This is a genomic window from bacterium (assembly GCA_029210545.1).
Lineage (GTDB): Bacteria > BMS3Abin14 > BMS3Abin14 > BMS3Abin14 > BMS3Abin14 > JARGFV01.
In genome coordinates this window covers 1-13,869 of the sequence record JARGFV010000069.1, presented here as the reverse complement: position 1 = coordinate 13,869, position 13,869 = coordinate 1, and the positions used below count along the sequence as shown (strand labels likewise).

At 59.9% G+C, this 13,869-nt stretch carries 15 protein-coding genes; 12 read left to right on the top strand and 3 right to left on the bottom strand.

Features of this window, described 5'->3' with window-relative positions; translation table 11 throughout:
- The first annotated feature begins 104 nt into the window (after nucleotides 1-104).
- The 8 genes from P1S46_08410 to P1S46_08375 all read left to right on the top strand — a co-directional run bounded on the left by P1S46_08410 (nucleotide 105) and on the right by P1S46_08375 (nucleotide 7,723).
- Nucleotides 105-1,361 (top strand): glutamate-5-semialdehyde dehydrogenase, encoded by a 1,257-nt coding sequence (locus tag P1S46_08410; protein MDF1536506.1) that lies wholly within the window; start codon nucleotides 105-107, stop codon nucleotides 1,359-1,361.
- Nucleotides 1,362-1,548: 187 nt separating this feature from the next.
- Nucleotides 1,549-2,205 carry a nicotinate-nucleotide adenylyltransferase gene (nadD, locus tag P1S46_08405; GenBank protein MDF1536505.1) on the top strand — a complete coding sequence of 219 codons (657 nt, stop codon included), beginning with the start codon at nucleotides 1,549-1,551 and terminating at the stop codon, nucleotides 2,203-2,205.
- Between the two features lie 217 nt (nucleotides 2,206-2,422).
- Nucleotides 2,423-2,788 (top strand): ribosome silencing factor, encoded by a 366-nt coding sequence (gene rsfS / locus P1S46_08400; GenBank protein ID MDF1536504.1) that lies wholly within the window; start codon nucleotides 2,423-2,425, stop codon nucleotides 2,786-2,788.
- A complete protein-coding gene (locus P1S46_08395; GenBank protein MDF1536503.1) occupies nucleotides 2,785-3,243 on the top strand; it encodes a 23S rRNA (pseudouridine(1915)-N(3))-methyltransferase RlmH in 459 nt (152 codons plus the stop codon). Before rsfS ends, P1S46_08395 begins: the two co-directional genes overlap by 4 nt.
- Nucleotides 3,244-3,282: 39 nt before the next feature.
- Entirely contained in the window at nucleotides 3,283-3,642 is a 360-nt protein-coding gene (locus tag P1S46_08390; GenBank protein MDF1536502.1) for a TraR/DksA C4-type zinc finger protein, read from the top strand.
- On the top strand, nucleotides 3,639-4,979 hold the full coding sequence (locus tag P1S46_08385) for a lipopolysaccharide assembly protein LapA domain-containing protein (GenBank protein ID MDF1536501.1): 1,341 nt from the start codon (nucleotides 3,639-3,641) through the stop codon (nucleotides 4,977-4,979). The genes P1S46_08390 and P1S46_08385 overlap by 4 nt, the downstream gene beginning before the upstream one ends.
- Before the next feature lie 224 nt (nucleotides 4,980-5,203).
- The gene (gene gpmI / locus P1S46_08380) at nucleotides 5,204-6,748 is read left to right on the top strand and encodes a 2,3-bisphosphoglycerate-independent phosphoglycerate mutase (GenBank protein ID MDF1536500.1); all 1,545 of its coding nucleotides are present in this window, start codon (nucleotides 5,204-5,206) and stop codon (nucleotides 6,746-6,748) included.
- 201 nt (nucleotides 6,749-6,949) lie between these two features.
- Nucleotides 6,950-7,723, top strand: coding sequence for a double zinc ribbon domain-containing protein (locus P1S46_08375; GenBank protein ID MDF1536499.1), 774 nt, complete (start codon nucleotides 6,950-6,952; stop codon nucleotides 7,721-7,723).
- Here the strand turns inward: P1S46_08375 and P1S46_08370 are convergent.
- Together P1S46_08370 and P1S46_08365 are read right to left on the bottom strand one after the other, a co-directional pair.
- Nucleotides 7,634-8,428 (bottom strand): inositol monophosphatase family protein, encoded by a 795-nt coding sequence (locus P1S46_08370; GenBank protein MDF1536498.1) that lies wholly within the window; start codon nucleotides 8,426-8,428, stop codon nucleotides 7,634-7,636. The two genes, P1S46_08375 and P1S46_08370, sit on opposite strands and share 90 nt — an antisense overlap.
- 38 nt (nucleotides 8,429-8,466) lie before the next feature.
- Entirely contained in the window at nucleotides 8,467-8,622 is a 156-nt protein-coding gene (locus tag P1S46_08365) for a hypothetical protein (protein MDF1536497.1), read from the bottom strand.
- Between the two features lie 26 nt (nucleotides 8,623-8,648).
- Between P1S46_08365 and P1S46_08360 the strand changes: the two genes are divergently transcribed.
- Together P1S46_08360 and smpB are read left to right on the top strand one after the other, a co-directional pair.
- Nucleotides 8,649-10,643 carry a HEAT repeat domain-containing protein gene (locus P1S46_08360; protein ID MDF1536496.1) on the top strand — a complete coding sequence of 665 codons (1,995 nt, stop codon included), beginning with the start codon at nucleotides 8,649-8,651 and terminating at the stop codon, nucleotides 10,641-10,643.
- Nucleotides 10,643-11,074, top strand: a complete 432-nt coding sequence (gene smpB / locus P1S46_08355) for an SsrA-binding protein SmpB (GenBank protein MDF1536495.1) — start codon at nucleotides 10,643-10,645, stop codon at nucleotides 11,072-11,074. The genes P1S46_08360 and smpB overlap by 1 nt, the downstream gene beginning before the upstream one ends.
- 105 nt (nucleotides 11,075-11,179) lie before the next feature.
- On the opposite strand, the gene P1S46_08350 is transcribed toward smpB, so the two are convergent.
- Complete coding sequence (locus P1S46_08350) at nucleotides 11,180-11,674, bottom strand: type VI secretion system tube protein Hcp (GenBank protein MDF1536494.1); 495 nt, start codon at nucleotides 11,672-11,674, stop codon at nucleotides 11,180-11,182.
- Nucleotides 11,675-11,954: 280 nt separating this feature from the next.
- Between P1S46_08350 and P1S46_08345 the strand changes: the two genes are divergently transcribed.
- Both P1S46_08345 and P1S46_08340 read left to right on the top strand, forming a co-directional pair.
- On the top strand, nucleotides 11,955-12,314 hold the full coding sequence (locus P1S46_08345; protein MDF1536493.1) for a metalloregulator ArsR/SmtB family transcription factor: 360 nt from the start codon (nucleotides 11,955-11,957) through the stop codon (nucleotides 12,312-12,314).
- Nucleotides 12,315-12,473: 159 nt separating this feature from the next.
- A complete protein-coding gene (locus tag P1S46_08340) occupies nucleotides 12,474-13,613 on the top strand; it encodes an SO_0444 family Cu/Zn efflux transporter (GenBank protein MDF1536492.1) in 1,140 nt (379 codons plus the stop codon).
- Nucleotides 13,614-13,869 lie beyond the last annotated feature (256 nt).

Below are 13,869 nucleotides of genomic sequence, written 5' to 3'. Positions count from 1 at the left end.
AAGGAAAGGGAAAACGACGCTTTTCCCTTTCCGTGGAGCGAAAAGTCCCGGATTGGACTTTTTGCGACTCTATCAAATTTGAATTTTGAAATTAAGGTGAATACATGGACATCAACAAACTCATGACCGAAATGGGTCGTAACGCTCGAACCGCAGCCCGCATCCTTGCCGGAGCCAAGCCTGCCGACAAGAACCGGGCGCTGACTCTGATCGCCGAAAAGATCAGGGGTTCGGCAGGCCACCTTCAGGAGGAGAACCGCAAGGACCTCGAGGCGGGGGAAAAGGCGGGACTTACCAGCGCCATGCTCGACCGTCTCGAGCTGACCGGAGAACGCATCGAAGCGATGGCCGTGGCGGTCGAGGAGATCGTCGCCCTGCCGGACCCGGTGGGGACGGTAACGGGTATGTGGACCCGTCCCAGCGGTTTCCGGGTTGGCCGTGTACGGGCTCCCATCGGGGTCATCGGGATCATCTACGAGTCCCGCCCCAACGTGACGATCGACGCTGCAGCTTTATGCCTCAAGTCCGGCAACGCCTGCATCCTGAGGGGGGGGTCGGAGGCGGTCAACTCCAATCACGCGCTCGCTCAACTTTTCAGCGAGTGCGTGGCTGAAGCCGGACTTCCCTCCGGGGTCGTTCAGGCAGTACCTACCACGGACAGGGAGGCGGTCCGCGCGCTCCTGACACTGGATGATTACGTGGACCTGATTATCCCCCGCGGCGGCAAGGGGCTCATCCGCATGATCATGGAAAACTCCACCATCCCCGTTATCAAGCATCTCGACGGCGTGTGCCACACCTATGTGGATAGCGGCGCCGATCCCCGGATGGCTGCCGAGATCTGCCTGAACGCCAAGCTGGACAGGCCCGGGACCTGCAACGCCATGGAGACCATGCTGGTCCACCAGGACATGGCGGGCGAGTTCCTCAGCGGTTTACTGGACCGGTTCCGCAGCGAAGGTGTCGAGATCCGCGGATGTCCCCGGACCCTGGAGGCGGCTGCCTGGGCGAAAGAGGCTGCTGAGGAGGACTGGGGAGCCGAATACCTGGACAAGATCCTCTCGGTAAGGGTGGTGGACACCCTTGACGAGGCCATGGACCACATCGCCCGCTACAGCTCTGCCCACACCGACGTCATCGTCACCCGCGACCATGGGAACGCCCAGCGGTTCCTCAGGGAGGTGGATTCGGCCGCGGTCATGGTGAACGCCTCGTCCAGGCTGCACGACGGGTTCGTGTTCGGCCTGGGAGCCGAGATCGGGATCTCTACCGACAAGCTCCACGCCCGGGGGCCCATGGGACTGGAGGAACTGACCACGGAGAAGTGGATGGTCCTCGGCGAAGGGCACCTGAGAGAATGACCCGGTATTGCATGACACTGGGACACGGGGACACGGGGACACGGAGAAAAGGCTGTACATTGCGGCTGTTCTCTTCCCCGCGTCTCTCCATCTCCTCGTCGCCGTGTCCAGTTATTCTCCGCGTCATCCCATCTCCGCGTCACCGCGTCTGCAGATCCCGAGTTTTTTCCGCAAAAGGATTGTTAGGGTGAAAAAAATCGGGATCTTCGGCGGCACTTTCGATCCCGTCCACAACGGTCACATAACCGTGGCGGGGGAGTTTGCCGAAGCTTTCGACCTGGACAGGGTTTTCATGATGGCGTCGGCTAATCCTCCCCACCGGTCAGCGACCTCGGCCACAGCCGGCCAGCGATACGAGATGCTCTGCCTCGCGGTTCAGCAGGATCCACGGCTTGTTTCCTCCGACATGGAGATCCGGAGGAGGGGGCTTTCCTACACCCTTGACACGGTAGAAGAGATCAGCGCCAGGCATGGGAGCGCGATCCCCTGGCTGGCCCTCGGTGCCGATGCTTTCGCCGAGATCTCCACCTGGTATCGGCCTGCGGACGTCCTGGCCCGGGTCCACCTTGTGGTCCTGACCAGGCCCGGGTTCGACGTTGATCTGACAGGCCCCCTTCCCGATAAGGCCCGGCACCGCTACACACCGGGAAAGGAGGGTGTCTTCATCCACGATGCCGGGGGCACTCTTCGTGCCCTGGAGGTCACACCGGTGGATCTCTCGTCCAGCCGGATCAGGGAGATGGCCGCCAGGGGCGAAGAGATCGCAAACCTTGTCCCCGGGCCTGTTTTCCAGTATATCCAGTTAAACGGCATCTACAGGCCGGAAACGACGGCCCCAGGATAGTATCGGAGAAATGAAATTGACAGCCTTGCATGGAAGCAGTCAACGCGTCCCGCGCGGGGCGCCCGGATCAATAACCATCGCGCCTGTGAGAGGCGCCCGGATCGAAGATGGACCACAGGTCTTCGATCCGTGAGGAAACCGGAAACCCCGCTTTTCGGTTTCCGTTGAGCCGAAGTCCCACCCGGACTTAGGCGATTAACAAAGGGATGACAACGGTTTGAATTCTATTGATATGGCCCGTTTGGCCGCTGGGGCGGCACTGGACAAGAAAGCTCTCGATCCACTCGTTCTGGATCTCAGGGAGCTCTCCTCGGTAGCGGAATTTTTCGTGATCCTCACCGGCACTTCAAACCGCCACGTACAGGCCGTGGCGGAAAACGTTGTGGAGGCTTTCAAGGCTGTCGGGATAAGGGCCATGGGGGAAGAGGGGCTCCGGGATGGAAAATGGGTACTCCTGGACTACGGCGAGGTCGTGGTTCACGTTTTCCTTGAGCCGGTCCGCGAGTATTATGATATAGAAAGGCTCTGGATCGACGCCCCCAGGCTGGATCTGGATGATCCCGGGGACAAAGAAACACCTTGAAGCTCCAGGTCCTCGGGATTGGAAAGATCCGGGAGCCTTTCTACAAAGACGGTGTCGATGAGTATGCTGGACGTATCCGGCATTACCTCCCGATCAGGGTCATCGAAGCCGCCAAGGAGCGGTCGGGCAACCCGCGGGATCTGGAGGAGGCTTATTCAAAGCTGAGGAAGGACCACATGAAGGCATCCGCGAGGGTGGCCCTGGACCGGACCGGCCGGGCCATGTCTTCGGAGAAGCTGGCCGGTTGGCTGGAAAATGCCATGGTCACCGGTCAGGACCTGGCCAGCTTCATCATCGGTGGCCCCCACGGACTGGCGTCGGGCGCAGTCGAAGATTCCGGATTGGTCCTGTCGCTTTCAGCCCTGACCCTTCCTCATCAGATGGCGAGGCTCCTTTTGATGGAGCAGCTCTACCGGGCGATGACCATCATCAGGGGAGAGCCTTACCACAAATAACGGATTTCCTGTGAAATCCGTTATCAAGGGAAACCGTTCATGGACGCGAAAAAACTGGAGAAGTTCAAAAAGAAGCTCCTCGAAATGAGGCTCGATCTCGTTGCGGAGCTCTACAAGGTGACCAACGGGGAGATGAACAAGGAACGGCCCGGCGCCATGGACTCGGTGGACATGGCCGATTCGAGCTATGCTGCCGATACCTCCCTGGCGCGTACCGAAAAGATCAACCACCGCATCAGGGAGGTCGACGGTGCCATTTACCGGATCAAGAACGGCAACTACGGGATATGCGAGATGTGCGGCGAAGATATCCCTGAAGGACGGCTTGATGTGAGGCCGAACGCCCTGTACTGTGCCCAGTGCAAAGAAGACCTGGAAAAGAGAGGTGAGATAAAGTGAGCCGGATCGGGACCATCCTCTTACTGGCGGTCGTTATCGCGTTTTCCTATTTTGCTTTCTACAACCAGGGGGTCGTGACGGTAAACCTCTGGCACGGAAAAGCGATGGAACTGCCGGTGGTCGGCGTGGTCCTTATTTCCATGGGGTTTGGATCGCTCATCATACTCCTTCTTTTCGCCATCAGGGGGGTACGGAAAACATACGGTCAGATCCAGGTGGGGATACAGCGCAGAAAACGCACGAAGGCAGAGGAGCTTTATAACCGCGGCGTCGATGCCCACCTTTCGGGCAAGATGCAGGAGGCGGTCAAGCTCCTTGAGGAGGCCGTCGGCAAAGACTCCGAGTACCTTATGCCTTTTTTCCGGCTCGGTATGGTCTACCTTGAGCTGGGCGAGGTGAAAAAGGCCCTCCTCCTTCACGAAAGGGCCCTTGAGGCCCATCCCAACAACCTCAGGGTCCTTCTCCTTCTTGTGGACGATTACATGACCACAGGGCAGTTGTCTGAAGCGGCTGACGTTCTTCGGAAGATCATCAGGAGGGACGAATCCAACAGGACCGCACTGACGGCGTTAAGGGATATCCAGGAGCATCAGGCCCAGTGGGAGGGCGCCGTGGAAAGTCAGCGCAAGCTGATGAAGGCCGCCGGGAAGGACTCAGGCTCCCAGGAACGCCTTCTGGGGCTCCGGTACCAGTGGGCGGCCGAACTGCTGGAGAAGGGGGAGACGGACAAGGCGGTCAAGGCCCTGAGGGAGATCCTCAAGGAGGCCCCCGAATTCGTCGCCGCCACGGTGACCCTGGGAGATGCCCGCATCCGGGCTGGCCGCGTGGACGACGGGATCAACGTTCTGGTGGAAGGGTATCGCCGTCACCAGAACCCCGTGTTCCTCCAGGTCATGGAAGAGAAGCTCCTCGGGCAGGAAAACCCCCGCAAGCTCATCGAAACGTTCCGGTCTTTGCTGGACCAGTCCCCGTCGGATATCTTCCTCAACCTGTTCTACGGCAAGATCTGCCTGCGGCTCGAGATGGTGGACGAAGGGTACATGGCGCTCAAGAAGGTGGAATCAACCGGCTACGAGTCTCCGCTGCTCCATGCCCTCCTCGGAGAGATCAGCGCCAGGAGAGAGCGTTACACTGAAGCCATGGAGGAGTATGGGCGGTACGTGGAACTTTCCGACGGCTCCAATCCCCGGTTCACCTGCGGCAATTGCGGACACACTGTCGACCGGTGGGCCTCGCGATGTAAGTCGTGCGGCCTGTGGAACAGTTTCACACTCCCCGGTCTCACCGAGATCATCCGTACACCCGCGGCCAGCCCGCAGTATGAAAGCGAGCAGTAGGGCAACCTCCGGTTGCTGTTTCCCCCGAAAAAAGTTGATGGGAAACGTATCGAAGTAACGGGGTAACGGTGTAAATCCTCAAACATCCGAGTCCAGACGCAGCGTGAGGTTATGGGTTACAGTACAGGGTAGCGGATTGAGGGAGGAAGTATTGCTCGTACTCCGATACCCCGTCACTCCGACACCCCGATACATATGTCGGGGTTTTTTGCGGGAGTTCCACTATGTCAGATAAAAAAGCCCCGACTGTGTTGATGGTCCTCGACGGGTGGGGAGTCTCCACAGGCGAGGGGCGTGACGCCATAGCGGATGCCAGGACGCCGGCCATGGATTTCCTCATGGCCCATTACCCTGCCACCACCCTCGGCGCCGCAGGGGAAGACGTCGGGCTTCCGGACAACCAGATCGGCAATTCGGAAGTCGGTCACCTGAACCTTGGGGCCGGCCGGATCGTGTATCAGGACTTCACCCGGATCAACAAGGCCATCGAGACGGGTGAGTTTTCCAGGACCCAGGCTTTCCTGCAGGCGTTCGAGATGATCAAGGCCACCTCGGGACGGCTCCACGTCATGGGTCTCATGTCTGACGGTGGAGTGCACAGCCACATCGACCAGATCAAGGCGCTTGTGTCCGCGGCTTCTGAACGAGGTATCAGGAGCATCTTCGTCCACGCTTTCATGGATGGACGGGACACCCCGCCCAACTCCGGTCTGGGGTTCATCCGGGACATGCAGAAACATCTCGATACCATCCCCGGAGGCCGGATCGCTTCCGTGGCGGGGCGCTTTTTCCCCATGGACCGTGACAACCGCTGGGAACGGGTTGAGAGAGGGTTTAACGTCCTCGTCCACGGAAAGGGGCTCACCGCCCGGTCGGGGGAGGAGGCGGTCCAGGCTGCCTACCAGCGTGGGGAGACCGACGAGTTCATCCAGCCTACATTCATCACCGACGGGGACGCCCCCGCCAGGAACATCTCGGACGGAGACGGGGTGATCTTCATGAACTTCAGGGCGGACCGTGCCCGGGAGATCACTCACGCTATTAACGACGAAAAATTCGCCCATTTCGACCGGGGCCGGCTACCCGCGCTTTCATGCTACGTCTGTCTTGCCGAGTACGATGAGACCTTCCCCTATCCGGTGGCTTTTCCGCCGACCTCCCTGAGAGCCATCCTGGGGGAGGTGATCAGTAACCAGGGTCTGTCCCAGTTCAGGATCGCCGAGACCGAAAAGTATGCCCACGTCACATTCTTTTTCAACGGTGGCGAGGAGAAGGTCTTTCCGGGGGAAGAGAGGAGCCTGGTGCCTTCACCCAAAGAGGTGCGGACCTACGACCTGAAGCCCGAGATGAGTGCTGAAGGGGTGACCGTGGAGTTCCTGGCAAAGCTGGACTCGGGCCGTTTCGATTTTGTTCTGGTCAATTACGCGAATCCCGACATGGTGGGCCACACCGGAGTGTACGAAGCCGCTGTAAAGGCCGTCGAAAAGGTGGACGAGTGCATCGGCCGGGTGAGCGACAAGGTTCTCGAATCAGGGGGGGTGCTCCTCATCACGGCCGACCACGGAAACGCCGAATCGATGCAGGATTCCGATGGTACACCCCATACGGCCCACACCACCCGGCGGGTTCCGCTGATCCTGGTCGGCGCGGACTATGTGCCGGGTGACCCGGAACTGCGGGAAGGGCGCCTGGCCGACGTGGCTCCCACAATTTTGAAGATCATGGGTATTCAGCAACCACCGGAGATGACAGGCACTCCCCTGTTCTGACCATCCATCTCCGATGGTTGGTGAGACACGGTGACACGGTGACACGGAGACATGGCTGTACATTGCGGCTGTTCTCTTCCCCGCGTCTCCCCATCTCCGCGTCGCCGCGTCCAGTTGTTCTCCGCGTCGCCCCCTCACCCATGCACCCCCTCCCGGGCATCGAGTTGTCCCTGTTGGCCTTCCTTTTGCACATCACATTCCATGATATTGAAGAAGGCCACGCGGGCACTGCTCGATGCCATCTACCCTCCCGTCTGTATCCTTTGCGGTGAGCTTTCACAGGATACCCATCCCCACTGCTGCGGCCTGTGCCTCCGATCCTTTGAACCGGTGGGCGCTTCCTGCTGCATCCGATGCGGGGAACCGTTCCCGGTCCGTCAGGAGCCTCACCTCTGCCTGTCCTGCCTGGTGTCGCCCGTCCCTTTCCGGTGGTGCCGTGGGCTCTATTTATATCGCGGGGCCGTTGCCGGGGCACTGAGCGGCCTCAAGTACGGTAAGAGCCTGGCTCTTGCGGGTCCCCTTGCCGAGGCGCTGGAACGGGGCGTCGACACCCTGGAGCCGATCCCGGTGGCTGATGTCGTTGTGCCGGTGCCCGCTTCAAGGCGGGTCCTTCTCTCCAGAGGTTTTAACTGCGCCGCGATCCTGGCAAAACCTCTGGCGCGCCGGTTAGGTGTTGCCCTGGCTGAGAATGTTGTCGTTAAATGCGGGAGCATACCCCAGGTGGGGTTGGGCCGTTCGGCCAGGCTGGAAAACGCGGCCCGTTCCTTCGCCGCAGGGTCGGGGATCGGGAAAGTGAAAGGGAAGAGGGTGATGCTTTTCGACGATGTCTACACGACCGGGGCCACGGCAAAGGCCTGTGCAAGGCTCCTGGTCCGGGCGGGTGCCCTAGTGTCCGTCCTGACCCTGGCCCGGCGTGCTCCCGAGAATCTCGAGCATCTCTTCGTGGATGCGTCTGTTGGAAGCCAGGACCCTTGATCCGTCAAGACCCAGCGCCTTGTCCTCAAAATCGGTGGTAATGCCCCCCGCCTCCCGGACGATCAGGGCTCCGGCCGCGATGTCCCACGGTTTCAGGTTCAGCTCCCAGAACCCGTCGAGACGACCACACGCCACGAAACAAAGGTCCAGCGCAGCGCTTCCGCATCGGCGGATCCCCTGGGTCCGCACCGCGAAGTTCTGGAAATGATGGAGGTTTGTGTCGCCGGTGTAACGGATGTCATAGGGAAATCCGGTACCCAGGAGGCTGCGGTCAAGGGTGGCCGTCCCGGAAACGCTGATCGGGAGAGCGTTGAGACTGGCACCTTTGCCCCGGACGGCCTTGAATGTTTCGTCGGAGATGGGGTTGTAGACGACCCCGCAGACGGTTTCCCCCTCGTGAGCCACGGCGATGGATACCGAAAAAACGGGAAAACGGTGGGCATAGTTGGTGGTGCCGTCCAGGGGATCCACGATCCATCGGTATCCGGAACTCCCCGCAAGGTCCAGACCCTCCTCGGCGAGGATGCCGTGGCCGGGGTAGCGGCGGCGGATCTCCCCCTCGATGAGGTCCTGGGCGGCCTTGTCCACATCGGTGACGATGTCGACCTCCCCCTTGTATGATATGTTGAAATCGGTGGAGAGCCGATCCTTGAGAAGGGCGCCGGCGAGACGAGAGATCCGGATCGCGTCATTCAGGAGGTCCATGGGATCTATTTGTTGCCTGTTTTGCCCGGACAATGGTATCAGTTGTCGTCCATGAGTTTCAGGTCGTCGCTCCCCTTGGCTCTGTAGATCTTGATGGTGCTGTTACAATAGGAGCAGTAGATGGTGCTGCCGGGTCCTTCGTCGCCATCGAGAATGAGATCAGCGTCGCACACGGGGCAGCTGTATGTGTTCATGGAAAACTCTCCTATGGCGGAAGGTGATGTGTAAAATTAAACGATATATCAAGATCGGTACAAAGGCAATCGTACCGTTCCTTGCCGCCCTGGCGATGTGCCTGGCTTTGTCCGATGATGCCGGTGCCGCGAAGGCCACGGTGGGCGGGACCACCGGGGGTGCGGGCCGGGCTGGACACCCGGCGGCCGGGAAGCAGTCCGAACTGGAGATACTCAAGCGGAGGTATTACCTGGCTGAGGAGGGGGAACGGATCCAGGTCCTGGACCAGATCCGCAAGCTGGGCACCCCGGCTGCCCTCGCTTTCAACGTGGACCTCCTCAGGTATCCGGACATGAAGGTGCGCCGTGAGGCGGTGGACATCCTCAAACGGTGGGGACAGCCGGGCTACATGGCCGTTTTCAAGGGGATGGACGATCCCGAGATCAACTGGCTCTGCGAGTCGATCTTTGTGGAACTGGGGCAGAGAGGGACGCCGTTCCTTGTGGATCTCCTGGAAGATCCAGACCCGAGCTGCCGAGGCCGGGCCGCTTACCTTCTCGGCAGTACCCGGGACCCCTATGCCATCGGACCCCTTTACAAACAGCTCAAAGACCCTGATCGGGACGTCCGTATCCAGGTGATCCAGTCCCTCTGCGATCTGGGTGACGAGAGGTCCCTGGAGGGGATCCTCGAGTTGCTGGAGACAGAGGATGTGGGCCTGTCGGATTTCGTCATGCAGGCGGCGGAAAAGTTCGGCCCCCGTTCCGCGGGCCCCCTGCGGGCCGCGCTGAAGGCTGAAAGTCCCAGGATCAGGAGTGGAGCCGCCATGGCTCTTGGGCGCCTGCGCCTTCCCGAAACCCTGCCGGACCTGTTTGAAGCGCTCGGGGACCGGGATACCCAGGTTCGGCGGAGCGTGGTCAAGGCGCTGGATGGCTACCATCACATGCTTGCCGCCGAAGGGCTTCTGGCGGCCCTCAAGGATCCGGATCTGGAGGTCCAGGATTACGCCACCACCGCCCTTGCCCGCCTTCATCCCGAGATCTACCCGGTCCTGATGGAAAAGGTCCACGATCCGGCTGCCGGGGTTCGCAAGAACGCCATTACGGCCCTTCGCAAGATAGGCGATCGAAAGGCGGTGCCGACCATCATCAGCGCCCTGGATGATCCCGACGCCAACGTGAGGATGTTCGCTGTCACTGCCCTTATCGAATTCAGGGATCCCCGGGCCATCCGGGCTCTCATCGCCCGGATGCAGACGGAGGACCAACTGGGCTGGCTCATCTCCTACGCTTTCATGGAGATCGGCTCCGAATCGGTGGACGAACTGCTCAAGGCAACGGGGGACGACAGCTTCTGCATGACCAGGAACCTGGTTATTTTCCAGATGGGTGACAAGGCGGTGGACATTCTCCACCAGCGGGCCAATAAGATGGGGGACACGGCCATGCGATACAATGCCATCGCTATCCTGGGGGAGTTGAAGCGTCCGGAGAGCGTTCCCGTGCTGGCGGGGCTCCTGAGTTCCGGTGAAGTGTCCTGGGTGGCGGCCAACGCTCTTGCCGCCATGGGCGAGCCGGCTTTCGATTCCCTCGTCAAGATCGCCCGGCAGGGAAATATTGCCGGTGAAGCGGCCCTTTCGGCCATCGCCAAGCTCGAAGACCCCGTACTCTATCCGGAACTCGCCGACCTTCTCGGAGATCCCGACGACGGGCTGCGTGAAGTCGCTGTTGAGCCTCTCATACGGGCTGGAGGACCGGCGGTGCCCCTCGTCGTTGAAAAGATGGCCATGCTGGAGGGAGTCATGTTCAGCGGCGCCGCGGAGATCCTGTGCAGGGTCAAGGATCAGAAAGCCATCAGGCCCCTATCCAAAGTGCTGTTCCCGGAACCGTGGGAACCGTCTGTACTCGATAGCGGGCGGCTTTTCGACCTCAGGCAGGCATACATGAAAAAGGGCAGCCTGGCCCCGATACTCGACCGCCTCCGCAGCGAGGCGGGAAGTGCCGCTGGTGGGGGGGGGCCGTGGGAACGGGTCGCACCCTAGTGGAAAACCGCCAGGCGCGGTTCAACTTCGAGATCCTGGAAAAGATCGAGGCGGGGATCTCCCTTGCGGGGACCGAGGTCAAGGCCATCCGCGAGGGGAAGGCCAACATCAAGGAGGCCTACGCCGATATCCGCGATGGAGAGGTGTACCTGGTGGGGGCCCACATCAGCCCCTATTCCCACGGCAACATCACGAATCACAACCCGCTCAGGGAACGAAAGCTCCTGCTCAAGAGCACCGAGATCAAAAGGCTTCAGGGTAAAGTCATGGAAAAGGGCCTGACCCTTGTGCCCGTCCGCCTTTATCTCAAGGGGCGCCTGATCAAGCTGGAACTGGGAGTGGGACGGGGCAAAAAGCTGTTGGACAAGCGGGACGATATCAAGAAAAGGGAACAGGAACGTGAAATTCAACGCTCAATAAAAGATCGCTGAATTTCACGTGTGGAAAAGCCTGAATTCGGGGTAAAATTGTTTACCCTTTGAATTAAGCAAGCGAAGCCTGCTCCATAAACAAATACGGCCCCAGGCCGTATTTGTTTATTGGTACTCGATCTGCCTGAACCCCAGGGTCACGATCTCAGTCTTAGTGCCGTTGGGAAGGACCCCGGCGGGGCGGACGGAGAGGATCTTCACCTTTCTGAGGACCAGGGTGTCGTAGCTCCCCATGATCTTGCCCGGAAGTTCGACACGGATGTGGGAGAACGTTATACCCCTGTCGCAGTAGCTGGAAATTTCCCTGGACGAGTCGTCCAGGGGCTTGAGGACCGAAAAGTCACCGAAACAAAGTTTGCCTGCCGGTCCCTTGCCCTCCACGGGCACCATGTCTCCCCTGGGAGGCGGAACGTTGCCCCAGTCGCAGGAGAGGACCCCGATCCAGTTCCTGTGCGCGGGATCGGAAGCTTCGCCGCGGATCCCTGGGATGTAGAGGAAGGCGGAAAACCCGCTGCTGGCAAGGACGTAGCCGGCAAGAACGGTGACCATGACGGCCACCAGGAGGGAAATGATCAGCTCGGCAGGAACTCTCCCCTTCATAACGGCACCCCCCAAACAGTATTTCTTAAATTGTAGAACGCCATTTGACAATTTTCCATACGAAATGTTTCGCCTGAAAGTTACGCGAAACAGCTAACAACTCTTGAGGGAGAAGAGAGAAGGGAGAAGAGAGAAGGGAGAAGAAAAACAATATCCCGGGTAGATTCTTGCCCTCCTCCCTCTTCCCTGTTTTGCCCGGACCTCCCCCTTGACATCCTGCCAGCCTTGCTATATATGAACATATACTCATATAATGGGCGGTCAGAAAAGGAGCTGTCAGATGGGCGGAAACGTCGATCTTTGTGAAGCGAGAGTCATCCATCCGGAAAGGATCAACAGGGCCAGGGGAGGTTCCCTGGATCCCCTGGAGATCGCCCGGGTTTCCCGGATCTTCAAAGCCATGGGGGATCCCACCAGGTTGCGGATCCTCTGGGCCCTTGGCAGCCAGGAGTTGTGCGTATGCGACCTGGCGGCCACGCTGTGGCTATCCGAATCCGCCACCAGTCACCAGCTCAGAAACCTGCGGCACCTGGACCTTGTGACCAGCAGGAGAGAGGGGACGATCCTTTACTACCGCCTCAACGACCACCACGTGAGGCAGCTGATGGGTGTGGCGCTGGAGCATGTGAGGGAAGGGTAGAGCATGCTCGCTTCGCTCACGAGGGGGAGAGGGGGAGCATGGGGGAGCGGGAGAAAAATCTTGAAGCTAAAGGCCCCTCTTCGCGCTTCGCACTTTGCGTTTTGATCTGAGGAGAGCAGGTAAAGGACCACGAAGGACCGTTCAACGGAGATAATCATCATGTTTAAACCCATAGATCTAATCATTTCCATCCTTTCCGAAACCTGGGCCCTGCTGCTGGACGCTTCCCCCTACATCCTTTTCGGGATTCTGGTCGCGGGTTTTTTACGGATGTTCCTGTCCACCGATTACGTGGTCAGGAACCTGGGTGAAGGGCGGGTCATGCCCGTATTGAAGGCCTCCCTCATGGGTATCCCCATTCCCCTCTGTTCGTGCGGAGTTATTCCCGCCGCGGCTTCTTTGCGCAGGCAGGGGGCGAGCAAGGGCGCGACGACTGCCTTCCTCATATCGACACCCGAATCCGGTGTGGATTCCATTGCCGTGTCGTGGGCCCTTCTCGACCCGGTCATGACCGTGGCGAGGCCTGTCGTGGCTTTCATCACCGCCACCCTCGCCGGCCTGGCGGTAAGTTTTTTCGGTGTTCCGGAAACGGTGCGGGACAGAACTGCGGACAACAGCTGCGCCGTTGACGGATGCTGTGACGGTGACGGCTGCGACCCTGTGGACCATGCCAACCACCACCTCCTTTCCGAAAAGGTTGCCGGCGGGATGAAATATGCCTTTGGCGAGCTCTGGGGAGACCTTGCCGGCTGGTTCGCGGCGGGGCTTATCCTAGCCGGTATCGTTACCTCCCTTGTGCCCGACCAGCTTATTGCCTCCACAGTGGGCGGCGGGCTGGGATCCATGCTCATCATGCTGGCCGTGGGGGTTCCCCTTTACTTATGCGCCACTGCCTCGACTCCCATCGCCGCGGCCCTTATTCTCAAGGGTGTCAGCCCGGGCGCCGCCCTGGTATTCCTGCTTGTGGGTCCGGCAACCAATATCGCCTCCCTCTCGGTCCTGACGGGCCTGCTTGGCAGGAGGGCGGTGGGTATCTATCTGGCCTCCATTGCCGCGGTGAGCATCGTAGCGGGGCTCGTACTCGATTTTATCTACACCCTTTCCGGTATCTCCGCCCGGGCCGCTGTCGGCCAGGCCGCCGAACTCGTTCCGGTCCGGATCCAGTACCTCGCGGCCGCCGTCCTGATCGCCATATCGATCCGTCCCCTGGCATCTTCAGCCAGGGGTTGGTGGGGGAAGATAAGGCCCCCGAAGGGTGGAGCAGCAGCTTCCGACTGCGGTTGCATGGGCAGCGGATAGACCGGAATTTCCCGTAAGAAATTTCAGTAAATTGACAACCCTTTGCCCTCTCCCCTATAGTCTTCCGGATTCCCTCCGTTATTTTCCCGAGACGGCCGGGGGGGAAGAACTGACGCGGCGATGCGGAGACACGTGGACCGAAGTCCTGATCTCAAGGTTTTTACCTGAAACTTTGAACCTTGATGGACTCGCAAAAAGTCCATCAACGCGCCCCGCGCGGGGCGCCCAAATCAATGACTCACTCCGTAAGTCATTG

Excerpts from the sequence above, each read along its gene's own strand:
- P1S46_08410 (MDF1536506.1), top strand. The coding sequence starts at position 105 with ATGGACATCAACAAACTCATGACCGAAATGGGTCGTAACGCTCGAACC.
- P1S46_08390 (MDF1536502.1), top strand. The coding sequence starts at position 3,283 with ATGGACGCGAAAAAACTGGAGAAGTTCAAAAAGAAGCTCCTCGAAATG.
- gpmI (MDF1536500.1), top strand. The coding sequence starts at position 5,204 with ATGTCAGATAAAAAAGCCCCGACTGTGTTGATGGTCCTCGACGGGTGG.
- P1S46_08375 (MDF1536499.1), top strand. The coding sequence starts at position 6,950 with ATGATATTGAAGAAGGCCACGCGGGCACTGCTCGATGCCATCTACCCT.
- P1S46_08370 (MDF1536498.1), bottom strand. The coding sequence starts at position 8,428 with ATGGACCTCCTGAATGACGCGATCCGGATCTCTCGTCTCGCCGGCGCC.
- P1S46_08365 (MDF1536497.1), bottom strand. The coding sequence starts at position 8,622 with ATGAACACATACAGCTGCCCCGTGTGCGACGCTGATCTCATTCTCGAT.
- P1S46_08360 (MDF1536496.1), top strand. The coding sequence starts at position 8,649 with ATGTGTAAAATTAAACGATATATCAAGATCGGTACAAAGGCAATCGTA.
- P1S46_08350 (MDF1536494.1), bottom strand. The coding sequence starts at position 11,674 with ATGAAGGGGAGAGTTCCTGCCGAGCTGATCATTTCCCTCCTGGTGGCC.
- P1S46_08345 (MDF1536493.1), top strand. The coding sequence starts at position 11,955 with ATGGGCGGAAACGTCGATCTTTGTGAAGCGAGAGTCATCCATCCGGAA.
- P1S46_08340 (MDF1536492.1), top strand. The coding sequence starts at position 12,474 with ATGTTTAAACCCATAGATCTAATCATTTCCATCCTTTCCGAAACCTGG.